Below are 18561 nucleotides of genomic sequence, written 5' to 3'. Positions count from 1 at the left end.
CTATAATCAGGGAGTATATCTTTCCAGCTGTCAGGAGAAACCGTGGCTAAACCAAAACTTGCTGATGTTGCCCGGGTCGCTGGCGTCTCCCCCACTACGGTCTCTCGCGTACTCAATAGCCGGGGTTACCTCTCGCAAGAAACTCGCGAGAAAGTCTATGAAGCTATGCGGGAGATTAACTATCGACCCAATGCCATTGCTCGCTCCCTTCAAGAGCAGAAAACGCATCTGATTGGTTTAGTTTTTCCGACTGTTTCAAACCCTTTTTATGGTGAGTTAGCGTATCGGATTGAGTCGAAGTTAGCGGACGCCGGGTACAAGGTCATTCTGTGTAACAGCGAAGATCACCCAGAATTAGAGGCTCGTTATCTGGATATGCTCATGGGCAATCAGGTAGACGGGTTGGTCACTGGCGCGCATTCGGATGTTTTGGCGTTGGCTCCCCATCTTGAAGCTCCGCTGGTCACTATCGACCGCATTAATGGCGGTGGATACCCAAATATCCGCTGTGACAATTTCACAGGTGCGCTCCAGGCTACAGAGTCTCTTATTGCTACGGGTGTTCGTCGCATCGTGCATTTTACTTCTACCGTCTCCGAACAAAATCTGCGCCAGCAGGGATATTCCAAGGCTATGAGCGCCGCTGGTTTAGAGCCGGAAATAGTGGAGCTGGGTTTCAGATCGAGCGATGGCGAGCATCGACAAACGATTAATAATTTTCTCGATTCGGAACCCACCGTGGAAGCAGTTTTTGCGTCCAACGACGGATATGCGGCGATGGCTCTCCAATGGGCGTACGTCCGAGGCAAGAAGGTGCCCGAGGACTTTTCGGTCATCGGGTTTGACGGTACCCCCGCGGTGCGATCGTTACTTCCGCAGTTGGCGACCGTCGTCCAGCCTTTTGAGCTGATGGCAGAGCGAACTGTACAACTGTTACTTGCGGCGATAGATGGCGCCGGCTCCAAAAGAACAGATTCAGACCCTTCAGAAGATTCTCCTGCCGACCATAATTTACCGGTTGAGCTGTATCTGGGGCAGACCGTCAAAGCTCAGTCAAACGCAGAGTAATACCTGAACTCAACAAAATATAGCGCTCCGGGAGATATTCTCCCGGAGCGCTATGTTCATAATGCTCATTTGATTTCTGCCCATCAGCGATTGAGGACAAGAGAGCTATACAGCTTTTGAACCTGCTGTTGATTCTAGATTTTTTGCTTCTACGTTCACGAAGGCTTCTCCACTGCGAAGTACAGCCCCGTCATGAACTCCCTGTGCAAATCCGGTTTCTTCAACCGTCTTTTTGGCATTGGTAATGACGAGCGGCGTAGTCAGCGGGTAACCGGCGTCAGCTATGGCTGCTGAGTCGAACTCGACCAGAACGTCGCCTCGCTTAACCTGCTGACCGTTAGTGACCTGAGGAGTAAAGTGCTTGCCGTCGAGTTCAACGGTGTCAAAACCGATGTGCATGAGGAGCTCTAGACCGTTGTCAGCTCGCATACCTACGGCGTGCCCGGTGGGGAACGCTACGGTAATTTTGCCGTCTGCCGGCGCAACCAGTTGCCCGGTAGAAGGTTCGATAGCTGCGCCGGGGCCCAGCGCGCCCGAGGCAAAGGTAGGGTCAGAAACTTCTGCCAGAGCGACCACGCTGCCGTTCATATGAGCGGTGAGCTCATAACCGGGGGTTCCTGCCAGGGTAGGAATCGCTGCAACTGCTTCCGCTTTCGATTCTTCAATCGCTGCATCAATCTTCTCCTGGCGAGCGGCGACGCGGCGACCCCAGAGATATGAAGCAACTGTTGCAAGAATTGCCGATGTAAAGATTGCAATGAAGAATGCGCCCCATCCCCCACCAACAGACGGATCAATAGAGACGAATCCTAGGAATCCTGCAGCGCCAGGGGCAGACGCTTTGACGCCGGTGATGGCGATAATCGTGGCTGCGATAGCAGAAGCACCCATAGCGATATAGAACGGCCAACGAAGGCGAAGATTGACACCAAAGATAGCTGGTTCAGTGATTCCGAGGAAAGCGGACGGCGCCGTCGCTCCAGCTAGAGCCTTCAACTTCTCATCACGCGTGGTAAGGAAAACGCCCAGGGCAGCACCACCCTGCGCCACGTTCGCCATCGAAGCAATCGCGAAAATAAAGGAACCACCCTGAGTGAAAAGCTGCAACTCAATGGGCGGGAACGACTGATGCAAACCAGTAATAACGATGGGTGAATAAAACAAACCAAAGATAAAGCCGCCCACTGGTCCAGCGGTTGTATAGAGCCAGTTAATGCCATCGCCAAGTAGAGTTCCCGCTTTGAACATCACAGGACCGACCGCGATAAACGTCAAGAACCCAGTAATCAAAAGTGTGAGAGTAGGGGTAAAGATAAAGTCGATGACGCCTTTGAGGATCCGATGGAGAAACTTCTCGATGTGAGAAAGGATGAATGCCACCAACAGAATCGGCAAAACAGTACCTTGATAACCCGATTGAGCTACTTGTAGACCAAAAAGATCCCAGTGGGGCATGGTGCCATCTTGAAGAGATACCGCTACCTCATAGCCATTCACCAAAGCAGGTGAAACCATGGCAGCGCCCATCGTTAAACCGAGGTATGGATTACCACCAAAAACTTTAGTGGCCGAGAATCCCACAAGAATCGGAAGAAATGCAAATGCAGCCGCCGAAAGCATATTGACAATTTCAGAGAAACCAGCCCACTCAGGATGCAAGTCCACGAAAGAAAGTTCAGGGTCAAATAGCTTCGGAGCAGTCAATACGTTGTTGAGCGCCATCAAAATACCTGCGCCAACCAGCACAGGAATGATGGGAAGGAAAATATCAGAGACCGTTTTTAGAAAACGCGTTCCTAAGTTGCCCTTTCCTGCCGCTACCGATTTCAGCTCGTCTTTGCTTGCCTCGGGCATGCCTGCGGCGGACATGTGCTTATAAACTTCGTTGACGTCGCCAGGCCCGACGATGATTTGGAACTGGCCGGCATTTTCGAACGTGCCCTTGAGATTTTCGTTGGAATCAAGCGCGGCTTGATCGACGGCATTTTTATCTTTGAGGACGAGACGCAAACGGGTGGCGCAGTGCGCACCTGCCTGAATATTGTTGACGCCGCCAACACTTTTCAGAACGTCTTCAGCCACGGATTTATGATCCATGTTTACTCCTGACTGAGTTACTTTTTGATGCGCAATATGCTCCATCAAAAGAGAGTTGCATATTGCAGCTACTCTCTTATGCTAATCGTTTGACATATTACCATAATTTCATGTTTTTGTAACCTGCGTTACGTCCGTCGCCCCTGGTCAGCCAACGGATTTTTCCCCCTATCTCATCGGGATAAACGGGCTACTTTTACGTCGCTCACCGCATCGGGCACCGGCTTCCCCAGCGCATCGTGGGCTATCACGCTTTCCAGTTCGCCCGTCAGATAAATCCGCCCTGTAAATGATTCGGCACCATCGTCAAAAAACGCCTCGATAGCCGATCCATCGAAGAGAATATCGAAGATATGGGTATCTTGAGCAGGAATAGAACGACGCCGCAACGCCCCACCAACTGTGTACCGAGATCCATCGCGATCCATAATCAACAAATCTCGATCAAAAGTAATCTGCAATGCCCGCCCTTGTTCATCGTTGAAGCTGAGCATCACGGGTTGCTGGGCGACATCGACAGTGCCCTGCAGGCGGAAAGTACGGGCACCTTCAAGTTCCTCTATTCGACCATTGGAGTTCAAATGGAGTGGTTCAAAAGGCAGGGAGTCTTCGAGCTGCTCCACAGGAGCCTGCATGATTTTGCCGCCTGACAAAGTCAAATACCGGGGATAAGTGAGCATGTGAATCCAGTGGTAAGCCCATGAGGGTTGGTCGTCTTCATCTGCGTTACCTAGCCATGCCATTAGCACTGCTCGCTCTTCATCGCCTGTATTACTAATAATCTGCGGCGCATAAAATTCGAAGCCCGAATCGATTTCGGTAAAGGGGGTGAGAACCTCGAAATGGTTGTTTTTCAGCCGCCCCACCACATAGCCGCACTGAAAAATATTATTAAAATGCTCGCCGTCTGCGTCCACCCCCTGCGGGCAGAACATTAACACATCCAGAGTCTCCCCGGTGACTTGGTCGGGTAAAGAGAAAAGGATGGGGCATTCAAACATGTATCCCAACCCCGTCAAAGAAGAATCTGAGAAAGAGATTTCCGCCCCGAACTTCCAGCTTCGCCGGTCAGAAGAGGTGTAGTAGACGACGGCACCGGTTAGGTCTTCGCGCTGGGCACCAATCACGGCCCACCATTTGCCATCGCGCCAAAACACGTGCGGGTCTCTAAAGTGAGCGGTGTAACCTTCAGCTGGTCCGCTAATCAAAGGATTATCAGAATATCGCTCAAAGGTTTCGCCGTCGTCTGTGGAGGTAAAAAGGCACTGGTAGCTTTCACGATTTCCCTGGGTGTCTTTGACATTGCCCGTGTAGAAGAATTCCATCGTGCCGTCGGGAGTGACCACGCCAGAACCGGAGTAGCACCCCGATTTGTCATACCATTCCACCGGAGCTATGGCGGTTTTGTCATCGTTCCAGTGGGTCAAGTCTGAGCTGGTCGCATGACGCCAGAAGACAGCGCGCACCGGATGCACGGGCGAATACTGATAGAACGCATGGTACACGCCGTCCTTATATACCAGCCCATTGGGATCATTGAGACGCCCGACGGGAGGGGCAAGGTGCAACGCGGGATAATCGGGATCCGAATGTGCCAATCTGGAAAAACCATCAAACGACTTTTGGGCTTCTACTAATAGTTCTTCGGGGGTGTACTGGGAAGGTATGTAACCCATAGAGAAATAATCCTCAATTCGAAAGTTCAGAAAGGGTGGACGCCGCAACGGCAGGTATTAACGTTCTTCGGCGAGTTTCACAGCGTTGAGATGAATTACTTGCTCAACCGCTGGTTCCCCTGCCGCGTTCAGAACCTGCACTGTGCGTCGGGTGCCGTGGAAGAAGGAGCGTCCACTGACGGTGGTTTCACCCTCATCAATAAAGAGCTCTAGTGCCGAAGCATCCACCAATAAATCAAAGGTTTTAGTGGAGGAAGGAACGGTTGCTGTACGCGTCCGCTGAGGCCCCCACACGGTGTATTTGGTGCCGGTTCGGTCTACCTTCACAGCATGCGCAGAAATTTCTATGCTGAAAGCGACACCCCGCTGATCCCCTATGGCTATGGTGACTGGGCCGGTTTCTACGTCAAGCTCCCCAGACACCCGAAAGACCCTGGCATCTTCTACCACTTCAATGGCTCCGTGGTGATCCAGACTCTGCATCTCCAGCGGCATCGCTTGGTTCAATCCCTCCGCCGGCTGCTGGAATAATTTACCTTCCCGCAGGGAAATCCAGCGGGGAAAGGTCAGCAGGTGCAACCACCGATGATCCCAGGATGGCATCTCATCTTGGTCAGAAATACCAAACCATGCGGCAATTAATGCCCGGTTACCGTCATTGCTACCGTGAAATACCTGTGGAGCATAAAACTCAAAACCTGCATCAAATTCGGTAAAGGGAGTTTCTACCTCAAAATAAAGCCCGTTGAGGTGGCCCACAATGTACCCGGCTTGATATTTATTATTGAATCGTTCGCCGTCAGCGCTCATTCCTTGGGGGCAAAAGAGCATGACATCCTTCTTTTGTCCCGTTATTTGGTCCTGCAACTCAATAATCTGCGGGCATTCGAGCATATATCCGTAGGCGTTAATAGCAGGATCCGAGAAGTCTATCTCTCCTTCAAATTTCCAGTTCCTCCGGTTGGGCGAAGAATAGAGGACGACGGCGCCGGTCAGATCTTCACGTTGCGTGCCAATCATTGCGTAGAACATTCCCGCGCGTTCAAAAACATACGGATCGCGAAAATGAGGGGTGTACCCGGCGGGGGTTCCAGAAATCAGCGGATTATCAGCGCTTCGCTCAAAGGTTTTACAGTCATCCTGGGAAAGCACAAGGTTCTGATAGGTTTCTCGGGTGCCGTCAGGATTTTTGACGTTGCCGGTGTAAAACAGTTCGAAGGTGCCGTCTTCTGCTAAGAAACAGGAGCCCGAGTAGCATCCGTTACGGTCGTACCAATAAATGGGTGCAATGGCGTTTCTGTGATTGTCCCAGTGAACTAAATCGGTTGACTGAGCATGCCGCCAGAAGATGTCTCGCCCGGGATGCTCAGGTGCGTACTGGTAGAAGGCGTGGTATACCCCATCTTTATAGACCAGCCCATTGGGATCATTGAGTCGACCAACCGGGGGCGCTAGATGTAGCGCTGGGTAATCTGGGTCCGCGATGACTGCGGTGTGATACATACGGTAGGAGGCGTCTGCACCATCAAGAATTTCTTGGGCGCGGGGGTTCATCTGGTGATTGACCATGTTTCTATCGTCTCTTATGTCAAACGTTTGTCATATCCACAGTAGACTACTGAGATTAACGATTCAAAATATTTTGAAGGCGCCCTTACTGCTGACTACATGGTAGCCTCACGCATACCGGTGAAGCCTCGGGTTTATTTCAGGGGTTCACCACTCATTTATTCTCCACAGCGGCGTCAATGCTACTACTGGGGGCTGGATGCCACATACCCACCGCAGGCTTTCCGCCTTTAAATGTGCCCAGTTCGAAGAAACCATGACGGCGATAGAGGGCGGCACTACGAAAGGTAGACGCTTCCAGATATGCAGGGGATTCCCCCAACTGCTGACGGCGAAAATCCAAGAGCGCTCCACCTACTCCCCGTGAGCGAGCATCAGAATGTACCCCGATGGTGTAAAGGTACCAGTGCTTAAACTGTGGGCGTGCACGTAATAATTTCAACTCGGTGATTACACCCCGGGGAAGAGCTAGCCCCAAAATTCTAAAATAGCGTGGAAGTGCTTTCACATCACCTAGAAAATTACCTTTTTGCCCCTCGGGATTAAGCCAAAGAGCAGCACCTAGAACTGTTCCTTCTTCGTCTACAGCCACATCTATTTTCCCGCGAGGTTTGTAAGTGGTTTCGATTTGAAAGCGAAAGAGTCGGCGCACGGTACTAAGCTTGTTGACCCCCCCGACCGCCATGCTCATCACAGGATCTGTTTGAAATGCGTCAGAGAGAGCTTCTATAGCTCCTTCTATCTCTGAATCTTGTGCTTCACGTACTTCAAACGTACTGGGTGGAGTAAACATTCTTGCGCATTTCTCTAGGGTGCAAATTGCTACTTATTCTTTCACTATTAGAGGGATTTAAAGCAATTTTTAACCCAAGAAAATGAAATATTCCGGTTACTTGTAGCGGCTTCTGACGTTTATTAAACAGGTCAGCCCGAGATTGTCGTTAAATCTCGGGCTGACGACGATAAAAACCTAGTTAGCAGTGCCTTTTACCTCTACCTCTAAAAAGACATCACCGGCTGAAATCTCTTCGTCTGAGCGTACCGAATCCGCAAGTGTCGTGTTCTCTACAGCAGTCTTTGCATTGGTAATAACAAGCGGAGTAGTGAGCGGATAACCTGCCGCTTTAATACCTTCGATATCAAATTCTACGAGGACGTCGCCGCGCTTGACTTCCTGCCCCTTTGTTACCACAGGATTGAAGAACTTTCCATCAAGCTCAACGGTATCGAACCCGATGTGCATGAGAATTTCCAAGCCTTCTTCCGTACGCATACCTACGGCATGTCCGGTGGGGAAAGCTACGGTGATTTTTCCATTTGCAGGAGCGACGAGCTTGCCCTGGGCAGGTTCAATCGCTGCGCCAGGACCTAATGCGCCACTGGCAAAGGTCTGATCAGATACTTCTGCCAGAGAAACTGCAGTACCTGTAAGGTGAGCCGCCAAAGTAGTCTTCGAGACAGCTCCTCCCTCTGCAGTGGTTGTCTGCTGCGAGTTATCTGATGCTGGATTTTTGTCTTTAGAAAACAAGCGATTTGCCATTGATTTTAGGCTCATGGTGACTCTCCTTAGCAGTTTCGCAGGGGCTTATAGTCCCTGTCATTCTCACCGGAATGAGAACATCCAGGTGAGAATCAATTTGTTTGAATATATCATGACACCGCCCTCACCCCTGAGTTAGTTTCTATTTTTGACGTCGCTGCACAGACGTTCTGCTATCTAAAATGAACGTTCTATTATTTTGCGCTGATTAGAACTGGTTCTTGTTTCACTTAAAAGCCGCAGGGCGGCACCGTTTGCACGGTACCGCCCTGTGGTACAAAGACTTCGATAAGAATCGAATTTACTTGAGGGTAATGGTTGCGCCAGCGCCCTCGAGCTGTTCCTTAGCCTTCTCAGCGTCTTCTTTGGAAGCACCTTCGAGGACAGCCTTAGGAGCTGAATCAACCAGGTCCTTTGCTTCCTTGAGCCCGAGTGAGGTAAGTGCGCGAACTTCCTTAATAACTGCAATCTTCTTATCGCCAGCGGATTCGAGGATAACGTCGAATTCTGACTGCTCTTCAGCTGCTGCTTCGCCGCCTGCTGCGCCTGCAACTGCAACAGGAGCTGCTGCGGTTACGTCGAATTCTTCTTCGAATGCCTTAACGAATTCGGAAACCTCAACGAGTGAAAGTTCCTTGAATGCTTCAATGAGTTCTTCGATGGAAAGCTTAGCCATTTGTTTGGCTCCTTCTTTATCAGGTGTAGGGCTGATCCTACATGTGAAATCTGTGGGGTTTTGCCCGCTGCTGCGAGCTAACTGAAAATCAGAGGAGAGTAATTACTCTGCAGCTTCTTCTGAAGTTGCCTCTTCTGCGGTAGCTTCCGCAGGAGCGCCTTCTGATTCTTCGAGCTTGATACGCAGAGCGTCGACGGTGCGAGCAATCTTGGCGATTGCACCCTTTGCGCCACCTGCAACCTTGGAAAGCAGAACCTCGCGTGATTCGAGGCTTGCAAACTTGTTGATTTCAGCTTCATCAAGTGCTGCGCCTTCGTAGAAGCCGCTCTTGATAACGAGCTGGGGGTTTTCCTTGGCGAAGTCACGCAGTGCCTTCGCAGCGTCAATCATTTCACCGTTGATGAATGCGATTGCGCTGGGGCCTGCCAGCTGGTTCTCGAATGCATCGATACCAGCTTCCTTAGCTGCAATACCAGCTAGGGTGTTCTTCACCACGGCATATTCGGTCTCTGCACCAAGTGCGCGGCGAAGCTCTTTGAGCTTCGCTACAGTGAGACCACGATACTCAGTGAGGATGACTGCGTTTGAGCTGGAGAAAAGTTCTTTCAGCTCGGAAACAGCAGCGATCTTTTCCTGTGTCGCCATGGTATTCCTTCCGATTCTTGTTCACTGGTCAAGTCGCAAGCAAAAAAATAACCTCGGCGCATAGGCGACGAGGCTGACATAGCGATTCCACACGGAAATCAAATGTATCTTCATTCACCTACGCGGGCGGTTCATGCTTGAACTCTTATCTTCTCCGTGAAAGCACACAGATAGATAGACCAGCGGTCTTTGGTTACTTAATTCAATCACGGTAGTAAGCAAGATAGCAAGTGCTACAGCTCTTTAAGAAGTCTTAATCACTTAAGAAGGTTACGAGGTGCTTCCCACTACTGAGAAAATATCCAGCAATGTTGTGGCAAGACTGAAAAAACGAAGCTCTCTTGCCGTTGAGCCTGAGGGGAAAAGAGCAGTACCCGTTCCCCTGCCTGCACCTGCGCTCTCTCCCCTGAGGATGACAGCCAGTTCACTTCATCTTCTAATGTTCCATCCAGTAACCAACCGTGGGCAGACGGTCTTAATTTAGAAATCCTAGCCTGGGCAGAGTTTGCATGTGGGCGGGCCCCATAATGGACGGAAGCCGATCGGAAAGCGACTACGCGCTGATGAGCGTCCCCATCCACCCCGAGAGACCACACGTTCAATGCGGGCTCCCCCACCAGGCGTGCGACTGCAAGACTCTTGGGATTTTCTAGGAGTCTCGGCGGAGAGTCAATTTGTGCGATAGCTCCATCAACCATAATGGCAACTCGTTGCCCTACCTGGAAAGCTTCATTCAAATGATGAGTAATAAATAAACCCGTAAAGCCTAAGCGAGCATGAAGTTGATCTATTTGGTCTCTAATTGTTGCGCTTAAGAATTCATCCACGCTGGCAAGCGGTTCATCAAAAAGAACTAAGGGCGGCTTACGGATAAGCGCCCGAGCTATCCCAACCCGCTGTTGCTGCCCTCCTGAAAGTTCGTTTGGACGGCGTCCTTCGAGACCTTCTAACCCTAGGATTGAAAGCAACGAACGGTAGTGATCTACATCGATTTCTCCGGTAAATCGACTCAAGGTGACACCAAAAAGAATATTTTCTTTGACTGTCAGATACGGATACAGTACCGGTTTCTGAAATATATAGCCAACGTCCCCCGGCTGTATCGTATGTCCGTCCAGCGTAATCTCGCCGGAATCTGGCTGCTCCAACCCAGCGATGATCCGAATCAAAGTGGTCTTGCCGCCACCCGAAGCACCCATCACCGTCACTAGTTCTCCAGAGCAAATCTCAAGGTCTAGCTCTCGCAACACAGGCACCGTTTTGAACCCTCTACCGAAAGATTTAGACACTGCACGCAGGCTCAAACCGCGGGGCTCTCTAGAACTCATATCCTCATTTTCCCATATCACTTTGCTGTACAACGACAAAAAGAGGCCATCCGCAACAAGCGGATGACCTCTAAAGCTAAAACCCAGGATGAGCTAAAACTTAGATTGCAACTTCAGCAGGATCGACGGGAACGCCGGGGCCGAAGGTAGTTGCAACGGTTACCTTGGAAATGTAACGACCCTTAGCCGATGAAGGCTTCAGACGGTTGATTTCTTCAAGTGCTGCTTCAAAGTTTTCGGTGAGCTTCTCAGCTGAGAAGGAAGCCTTGCCGATGATGAAGTGAAGGTTGGAGTTACGATCAACGCGGAAGTCAATCTTGCCGCCCTTGATGTCGCCAACAGCCTTAGCCACGTCCATGGTGACGGTGCCAGTCTTGGGGTTAGGCATGAGGTTACGGGGACCGAGAATCTTACCCAAACGGCCAACTTTACCCATCATGTCAGGGGTAGCAACTGCTGCATCAAAGTCAGTCCAGCCGCCTGCGATCTTTGCAATCAGGTCATCTGAACCAACGAAGTCTGCGCCAGCTGCTTCAGCAGCTGCTGCCTTGTCGCCAGCGGCGATAACAACAACGCGAGCGGTCTTACCGGTTCCGTGAGGAAGATTGACGGTACCGCGTACCATCTGGTCTGCCTTACGGGGGTCAACGGAAAGACGCATTGCAACCTCAACGGTTGCATCGGTATTGGTGGAAGAGGTTTCTTTCGCAAGCTCAATAGCTTCTGCGGGGGTGTAGAACTTGTCCTCTTCGATTTTGGCTACAGCTGCCTTGTACGCTTTGCTGCGCTTTGCCATCTGCTTATCTCCTTATGCAGTTGTGGTCACTATGAATCGCGCTCGACTCTGCCACATGCCCTTTCGGGCTATTTACGTTCGGTCATCCAAACTGATGTTTGGGTAAAGCAGGAAGTTACTTAACTTCGATGCCCATGGAGCGTGCGGTACCTGCAATGATCTTCGCTGCTGCGTCGATGTCGTTTGCATTGAGGTCCTGCATCTTGGTTTCAGCGATTTCGCGAACCTGAGCTTCGGTAATTGACCCAACCTTGTTGGTGTGGGGAACGCCAGAGCCCTTAGCTACGCCAGCTGCCTTCTTGATAAGGCCAGATGCCGGAGGAGTCTTAGTAATGAAGGTGAATGAACGATCTTCATAAACGGTAATTTCAACGGGAACAATGTTTCCGCGCATGGATTCAGTTGCAGCATTGTAAGCCTTGCAGAATTCCATGATGTTGACGCCGTGCTGACCGAGCGCGGGACCAACGGGAGGAGCCGGGTTAGCGGCGCCAGCCTGAATCTGCAGCTTAATGAGGCCTGAAACCTTCTTCTTTGGAGCCAATGTAAGGTCCTTTTCTGAGCTGATGGACCGACGCACAGGAGCGTACGACGGCAGGTGGCAACCGTGGCGCGGTTGCCGTGCATGGCGCACAAAAGCGTGAGTGTGCACATGCAAAGTTCTATCTTAGTGTTTTTTCAGCGTTTAAGCCATGGATACGACGTCGTCCGGACTGTCTGCTTCTTCACAGACCCCGCTCGTTGGAAAGCAAAATGCCCTGCACTCGTAAGCGCAGGGCATTCCTAGCTCAAGTCAAAAGCAGGTACTTAGACCTTGGATACCTGGTTGAACTGCAAAGTAACAGGAGTTTCGCGTTCGAAGACTGAAATCAAAACAACGAGTGAAGAAGACTCTGGTTTGATTTCGGCGATGGATGCAGGCATACCTTCGAAGGGGCCATCCTTGACGGTAACTGCTTCACCGATTTCAAAACCGGTTTTAATCTGAGGAGCAGCTGGAGTTGCCTCGCCAGCTTCAACCTGCTCTGCTTCAAAGACAGGAGCGAGCATATCCACCACTTCGTTCAAGCGAAGCGGCACGGGGTTGTAAGCGTCCTGACCCACGAAACCAGTCACACCGGGAGTATGGCGCACAACGCCCCACGACTCATCGGTCAAGTTCATACGAACCAACACATAACCGGGGATACGAACACGACGCACCAATTTCTTGGTGGTGTTCTTGATTTCCATAACCTCTTCCATGGGAACCTGGATTTCGAAAATATCGTCTTCCATGTTCATGGTCTGAGAGCGTGATTCAAGATTAGTTTTTACGCGATTCTCGTACCCTGCGTAGGTATGAATAACGAACCATTCGCCTTCTTGACGGCGAAGTTTCGACTTGAATTCCTCCAAGGGATCACCGGCCGGTTCTGAAGAAGCTTCTTCAGATTCCTCAACGGTCTCCACTGAGTCTCCGGCCTCTTCTGCCCCTTCAGTTGAGTCCGCAGGAGCTTCAGCTGAGTCCGCAGGAGCTTCAGCTGAGTCCGCAGGAGCGTCTTCATCCGATGCCTCTACCTCTTCAACGTCAGATACGGACTCTACCTGTGCGTCGTCGGCGTTTGCCTGCTCAGAAGTCTCTTCAACTTCTTCTACTTCGTGTGCAAGTTCCTGCTCGGACACGTTATTCCTACTTTCGTATGGTGTGGGCGTTTTCTCTCACAAAGTATGCCCTAAGTGCGTCTTAAAAGTCTTGATTACTTTAAGGTTTATTGAACTGTTCCGTTACCAAAAACCCAGAAAGCTCCCTGACCAAATAAATAGTCAAGACCAAAAATCAAAACCATCATGAATAAAACAAAGAAAAGAACGATAACTACATAATTGAAAAGTTCACGACCAGAGGGGGTAGTAACTTTTTTGAGTTCAGCGATTACTTCTCGCAGGAATTGGAAAATTCGTCCGAAGAACCCTCGGCGCTTTTCTTCGCTATCTACACGACGCGACGCGGCGGTTCCGGATGCGGCAGATTTAGCCATTTCGGCCCGCCCCTTTCGTAGTACTTCCAACAGGTGCCTCTGAGAAAAGAAGCTAACCGTGAATATTTCTGGAGGCTTTTGCAGGGCGGACAGGACTCGAACCTGCAACCTGCGGTTTTGGAGACCGCTGCTCTACCAATTGAGCCACCACCCTTTGAACTTTCGTTCGGGTATGAACTAAAAAGTTCATTTGGTTTTCGTTTTTAGGCGTAAACCAGTGCTGTTCGGTTGCGAACAACAGTGACAACTTTAGGACACTTTTTTCTCTTTGGCAATTTTTATGCAGTGGGTTTCGTCATGCCCGCGACTCCGGGGAACAAAATTACTGCTCAACATACAAACATTCTGTGCAATCGCTTCTGAATATGAGCGGAAGTTGAATACGATAGAACCAACGAAACCAACAAGGTACAACACAGAACTCTGTGTGTAGAAAGTGAGTTCATCTCATGGTCTCCGCCCGCATTTCACCCCGTATCGCGGCTATTGCGCCGTCGGCAACACTTGCAGTCGATGCTAAAGCAAAAGCTCTCAAAGCTGAAGGACGCCCGGTCATCGGCTTTGGTGCCGGCGAACCTGACTTTCCCACTCCTGATTACATTGTCGACTCTGCGGCTGAAGCTCTAAAAGACCCCAAGAATTTTCGATACAGCCCTGCTGCGGGCTTGCCCGAACTCAAAAAAGCAATCGCAGAAAAGACTCTGCGCGATTCAGGCGTGACCATCGATCCCTCTCAGATCATCGTGACAAACGGCGGCAAGCAAGCGGTTTATGAAGCGTTCGCGACAGTTCTAGGCGAGGGCGACGACGTCCTGCTTCCTGCTCCCTACTGGACGACCTACCCTGAGGCAATCCGCCTGGCAGGGGCTACCCCCATCGAGGTATTTGCGGGCTCCGACCTGGAATACAAGGTAACCCCCGAGATGCTGGAGGAAGCATATACCCCGGCAACTAAAGCACTAATCTTCGTTTCCCCCTCGAATCCCACCGGTGCTGTTTACACCGCCGAAGAGACCAAAGCAATCGGCGAATGGGCGCTGTCCAAAGGCATCTTCGTTATTTCCGATGAAATTTATGAACACCTCACCTACGACAGCGTGCCCTTCATTTCCATCCTGAAGGCTGTACCGGAGCTGGCAGAAAACACCATCGTTCTCAACGGCGTGGCAAAGACTTACGCCATGACCGGATGGCGGGTGGGCTGGATGTACGGCCCCACCGACGTCATCAAAGCAGCGACCAATCTCCAGTCGCACCTTTCCTCCAACGTCAACAACATTGCCCAGCATGCAGCGCTCACCGCGGTTTCAGGCTCACTTGATGCCGTGGATAAGATGCATGAAGCTTTCGACCGTCGCCGCAAGGCAATTGTAGAGGGACTCAATGCGATTGACGGAGTCGTATGTCCCACCCCCAAAGGTGCCTTTTACGTCTACCCCGATGTTCAAGGACTATTGGGTAAGACCATTGATGGAGTCACCCCACGGACCTCAGCAGAACTTGCTGAACTCATCTTGGAAAAAGCGGAAGTCGCTGTTGTACCCGGTGAAGCGTTTGGCCCCTCCGGCTACCTCCGCCTTTCCTACGCCCTGGGCGACGACGATCTGGCAGAAGGTATTGCACGCATTCAGAAGCTTTTGAGCAACGCAGCCTAATCTCACTCTCAGCCATCAGACCCGCATTATCACAAAATAGTGCGGGTCTGTTTATGTCTGTTTACATCTAAGTTAATACTTCAATCCACCCGCTCCCACACCTTCCAACACAACACCAATTTGTTTACAATAGGAAGTGAGAAGATTTCCCCTGAAATCCGTCGTTTTTCTCCAGTACTCAACCGAGAAAAACACACAAACACAACATGGGGACTAAAAAATCATCAAACCCTCATCAATGGGGGAAGCTAGGAGATAACCGCCATGAAGATCGGCCTACTCACCTCAGGTGGAGACTGCCCCGGACTCAACGCCGTCATTCGAGGCGCTGTACTCAACGGTGTCAAAACATACGGGCATGAATTCGTAGGTTTCCGCGACGGCTGGCGAGGTGTCGTTGAAGGAGACTATATGGATCTCCCCCGCACCAAAGTTCGCGGTCTCGCTCGCCAAGGCGGAACCATCCTGGGCACCTCCCGCACCAACCCCTTCGACGGACCCCATGGTGGCCCTGAAAACATTGAAATCATGATGGAGCGCAACCAGATTGACGCCATCGTTGCAATTGGTGGCGAGGGTACTCTGGCAGGCGCAAAGCGTCTAGCAGATGCAGGGCTACCCGTCGTCGGCGTTCCCAAGACCATCGATAACGATCTTCAAGCAACCGACTACACTTTCGGTTTTGATACCGCCGTATCGATTGCTACCGACGCGATGGACCGCCTCCGCACCACCGGCGAATCACACCACCGTGCCATGGTCGCAGAAGTAATGGGCCGCCACGTAGGTTGGATTGCCTTGCACTCAGGTATGTCTGCAGGTGCCCACGCCGTATTGATTCCCGAACAAAAAGTTTCGATGGAACAGGTTGCTGAATGGGTCACCGAAGTTCACGAACGCGGTCGCTCACCCCTCGTTGTAGTAGCAGAAGGCTTCATTCCTGAAGGCTTTGAAGAAGTCATACACGACAAGGGCACCGAAAAAGACGGCCGCCCCCGACTCGGCGGTATTGGCGAATACGTTACCCAGGAGCTAGAACGTATCACCGGTATCGAAACACGTAACACCATTCTTGGCCACATTCAGCGCGGTGGCGCACCCACCGGTTTTGACCGCGTGCTTGCAACTCGCCTGGGTCTTGGCGTTGTCGACATGGTCCACGACAAGGAATGGGGCAAGATGGTTGCTCTGCAGGGCACCGACATTAAGCGTGTTGATCTTTCGGTAGCTCTAGACGGTCTGAAGACCGTACCCCAGGAACGTTGGGAAGAAGCTAAAGTGCTCTTCGGACGCTAAGCTCTAGAACACTTCAAAAAAGAAGCCCCCTACTGAAAAGTAGGGGGCTTCTTTTCTCAATGGATATGGAGCCTTCTCGAAAAGGATTCTCAGAGGACGTTACCCGCGGAAGAAATTTCCCATATCGCGCCGCCCAGCAACCTGCCCGGCGTCGGGAGAAACGATGACGGTCTGTGTAGCAGCGTACTGGACGGAAGGCGTTGAGGAGTCGTCCTCGCGTGGCTCATCTACCACCGATAGCACTGCCGCTGGATCCACGTTGCGTTTGATAACCGCCAAAGCAATCGGCCCGGCTTCCCAGTGTTGCGCCACCGACGTCACCTTGCCTACTTTCTTGGTACCCACGTAAACGCTGGCCCCAACTTTCGGCAGGGTGTGCTCTGAACCATCGAGGTCTAAGAACACCAGGCGGCGAGGCGGGTGGCCCAGGTTATGCACGCGCGCAACCGTCTCCTGCCCCTTGTAGCATCCCTTTTCAAGGTGAACCGCAGTACGCATCAAATCGAGCTCATGAGGAATAGTTTTCTCGTCTACCTCATTTCCATAGCGAGGGCGCCAGGCTTCAATACGCAGAGCTTCTGCAGCCCACATTCCAGAGAGAGAAACTTCGGGGGCAATGTCGAGCAAATCTGCCAGCGGAATGATGGAGAAGAAGCGACGCAAACCCTGCCCCGGATGTTCACCGGGGTCAATCTCGGTATAGGCGGTACCGCCAGCAACCACTCCGGGCCAGGGATCACTGAAAATCAGCGCTTTCTGCAATGCTTTTGGAGCCTTTTCCGAAGTGCGCGGATCGTCGAAGGAAACCAAAATTCCATACTCTGCAGAAACGTTCTCAATGTCCACGCGCAACATAAATTTCATGGAGTTCAAGAACGCAGCGAGATCTTCGCCCTGCCCCGATTCTGCGATGAGCCACAGCTTATCGCCATCTTCCACAGCAAAGGGCACAAATTCAACTCGCCCTTGCGCTGAGAGTAAGGTGAGCTCTCGCGAATCGCCGCGTCTCATGCCGTCCATAATCTGCGACGAAAGCGTGGTCATCCACGAATGCCGGTCAGGTCCGGAAACCGTTACGACGTCGAGATGCGAATAATCTGCCACCACAAACTTTTCAGCCCCCAGAATGAAACGGCGCTGTTCTTTGAGAGGCTCCCCGTAATGTGCTGCGACGCCGGCATCGACTCCCGATGCTTCAAAGACGCCGAATTTTTGCAGGAGGGGGCTCTTGAAATCTGCCACTATTATTCGCCCTTAGAATCTGACTCTTGGTCGGGTTCAGTTGCCGAATCTATCTCAGTATTAAACAGGTGAGACCCTAAATCTAGTCCGTTCATTGAACCGGTCTTACGCAGTTCAGCTGATGCGTGCTTGTGAAGCTTGCCCTGCTCATCTGCAATCTCCCAGTCCCACATGAGATTGCCATTTACTAGACCCCACAGACGGACGGAACCCGCATAATCCTTGGAAATATCATCGCGCATCAGGTTTGCGGTCTGCATTCTTACTACGGGCCCCTTAATCAGACCGGTGTAGTTTTCGCTCATACCGCCGGGGTGGGAGATAGTAGCAATGAGGTTGAAGCCATCATCGCCGTTACGTAGCTTCTCTACCGACTCGGCGTCGGGTAAAACCGGAACTACATCTGCTGATTTCAGCCCCGGTCCGACGTCGCCGTCTTGCTGGGGGCGGTCAATCTGCCAGAAACCGGTTTCAACGGTGAGGGGGCGTAACTTGTTGCCTTCATCATCCAGAAGGAATGATTCAGCACGGTATTCGATAAAGGGAAGACCGTCTTGAGTGAAAGTAATAATCTGTCCGAAAGGAGTACCGTCTTCCCCCTCGTACCAGAGGGATCCGGTGCCCTCCCACTGACCCAGTAACCAGGAGAAGGGAACAAGTTCAGGAGTTAGGTTAGTTGGAATTTCAATAGGCATATTAAAAGTCTAAAACCTTTCTCGCCTCCCACAGCAAGATTCTGTCTGCCAGCATAAAAATGCATCCTGCTCAATCCATAAATTGAGCAGGATGCATGAACGCATTCGGTACCTCCGCAAGAAGCCTCACCGCATTCTTGGGAGGAGGTTGATTTCCGGGACTTACTTCTGGCCCTTGAAGAGACCCATCAAAACGACAGCGATGCTACCGAAAATCATGACTCCGGCAAGTGCCAAAAGGCAAAGGAAGAAAATTT

Annotated in this window: 17 protein-coding genes and 1 tRNA gene; 3 read left to right on the top strand and 15 right to left on the bottom strand. The window is 51.3% G+C overall.

Annotation, left to right across the window (positions count from 1 at the left end):
* Positions 1–42 precede the first annotated feature (42 nt).
* Positions 43–1068, top strand: a complete 1026-nt coding sequence (locus tag IDM48_RS02985; RefSeq protein WP_068169663.1) for a LacI family DNA-binding transcriptional regulator — start codon at positions 43–45, stop codon at positions 1066–1068.
* Positions 1069–1173: 105 nt separating this feature from the next.
* On the opposite strand, the gene IDM48_RS02980 is transcribed toward IDM48_RS02985, so the two are convergent.
* From IDM48_RS02980 to IDM48_RS02920, 13 genes are all read right to left on the bottom strand, one after another.
* On the bottom strand, positions 1174–3165 hold the full coding sequence (locus IDM48_RS02980) for a sucrose-specific PTS transporter subunit IIBC (RefSeq protein ID WP_190617975.1): 1992 nt from the start codon (positions 3163–3165) through the stop codon (positions 1174–1176).
* 173 nt (positions 3166–3338) lie between these two features.
* Positions 3339–4841, bottom strand: a complete 1503-nt coding sequence (locus tag IDM48_RS02975; RefSeq protein ID WP_190617973.1) for a glycoside hydrolase family 32 protein — start codon at positions 4839–4841, stop codon at positions 3339–3341.
* A gap of 57 nt (positions 4842–4898) precedes the next feature.
* Positions 4899–6410, bottom strand: a complete 1512-nt coding sequence (locus IDM48_RS02970) for a glycoside hydrolase family 32 protein (RefSeq protein WP_190617971.1) — start codon at positions 6408–6410, stop codon at positions 4899–4901.
* Between the two features lie 154 nt (positions 6411–6564).
* Positions 6565–7203: a GNAT family N-acetyltransferase gene (locus IDM48_RS02965; RefSeq protein ID WP_068169672.1), complete on the bottom strand. Its 639-nt coding sequence runs from the start codon at positions 7201–7203 to the stop codon at positions 6565–6567.
* Between the two features lie 177 nt (positions 7204–7380).
* Complete coding sequence (locus IDM48_RS02960; protein WP_083147168.1) at positions 7381–7965, bottom strand: PTS sugar transporter subunit IIA; 585 nt, start codon at positions 7963–7965, stop codon at positions 7381–7383.
* 286 nt (positions 7966–8251) lie between these two features.
* Positions 8252–8626 carry a 50S ribosomal protein L7/L12 gene (gene rplL / locus IDM48_RS02955; protein WP_068169678.1) on the bottom strand — a complete coding sequence of 125 codons (375 nt, stop codon included), beginning with the start codon at positions 8624–8626 and terminating at the stop codon, positions 8252–8254.
* Between the two features lie 102 nt (positions 8627–8728).
* On the bottom strand, positions 8729–9271 hold the full coding sequence (gene rplJ / locus IDM48_RS02950; protein WP_068169681.1) for a 50S ribosomal protein L10: 543 nt from the start codon (positions 9269–9271) through the stop codon (positions 8729–8731).
* A gap of 287 nt (positions 9272–9558) precedes the next feature.
* Positions 9559–10599, bottom strand: coding sequence for an ABC transporter ATP-binding protein (locus IDM48_RS02945; RefSeq protein ID WP_190617967.1), 1041 nt, complete (start codon positions 10597–10599; stop codon positions 9559–9561).
* Between the two features lie 100 nt (positions 10600–10699).
* Complete coding sequence (rplA, locus tag IDM48_RS02940) at positions 10700–11395, bottom strand: 50S ribosomal protein L1 (protein ID WP_068169688.1); 696 nt, start codon at positions 11393–11395, stop codon at positions 10700–10702.
* Positions 11396–11510: 115 nt separating this feature from the next.
* Positions 11511–11939, bottom strand: coding sequence for a 50S ribosomal protein L11 (gene rplK / locus IDM48_RS02935; protein ID WP_190618598.1), 429 nt, complete (start codon positions 11937–11939; stop codon positions 11511–11513).
* Positions 11940–12202: 263 nt separating this feature from the next.
* Positions 12203–13060 (bottom strand): transcription termination/antitermination protein NusG, encoded by an 858-nt coding sequence (gene nusG / locus IDM48_RS02930; protein ID WP_190617964.1) that lies wholly within the window; start codon positions 13058–13060, stop codon positions 12203–12205.
* Between the two features lie 86 nt (positions 13061–13146).
* Positions 13147–13416 (bottom strand): preprotein translocase subunit SecE, encoded by a 270-nt coding sequence (gene secE, locus IDM48_RS02925; protein WP_068169695.1) that lies wholly within the window; start codon positions 13414–13416, stop codon positions 13147–13149.
* Positions 13417–13497: 81 nt separating this feature from the next.
* Positions 13498–13570 (bottom strand) — tRNA-Trp (locus tag IDM48_RS02920).
* Between the two features lie 295 nt (positions 13571–13865).
* On the opposite strand from IDM48_RS02920, the gene IDM48_RS02915 reads away from it, so the two are divergent.
* Both IDM48_RS02915 and IDM48_RS02910 read left to right on the top strand, forming a co-directional pair.
* Positions 13866–15071 carry a pyridoxal phosphate-dependent aminotransferase gene (locus IDM48_RS02915; RefSeq protein ID WP_190617963.1) on the top strand — a complete coding sequence of 402 codons (1206 nt, stop codon included), beginning with the start codon at positions 13866–13868 and terminating at the stop codon, positions 15069–15071.
* A gap of 264 nt (positions 15072–15335) precedes the next feature.
* Positions 15336–16367, top strand: coding sequence for a 6-phosphofructokinase (locus IDM48_RS02910; protein WP_145175200.1), 1032 nt, complete (start codon positions 15336–15338; stop codon positions 16365–16367).
* Between the two features lie 99 nt (positions 16368–16466).
* Here IDM48_RS02910 and ygfZ read toward each other — a convergent pair whose 3' ends face one another.
* Together ygfZ and IDM48_RS02900 are read right to left on the bottom strand one after the other, a co-directional pair.
* Positions 16467–17612 (bottom strand): CAF17-like 4Fe-4S cluster assembly/insertion protein YgfZ, encoded by a 1146-nt coding sequence (gene ygfZ, locus IDM48_RS02905; protein WP_190618596.1) that lies wholly within the window; start codon positions 17610–17612, stop codon positions 16467–16469.
* On the bottom strand, positions 17612–18304 hold the full coding sequence (locus IDM48_RS02900; RefSeq protein ID WP_068169111.1) for a heme-binding beta-barrel domain-containing protein: 693 nt from the start codon (positions 18302–18304) through the stop codon (positions 17612–17614). Before IDM48_RS02900 ends, ygfZ begins: the two co-directional genes overlap by 1 nt.
* Between the last annotated feature and the right edge of the window lie 257 nt (positions 18305–18561).

The sequence above is a fragment of the Rothia amarae genome, assembly GCF_014705945.2.
GTDB classification, from domain to species: Bacteria; Actinomycetota; Actinomycetes; order Actinomycetales; family Micrococcaceae; genus Rothia; species Rothia amarae.
This window is presented reverse-complemented; position numbering and strand designations above follow the sequence as displayed.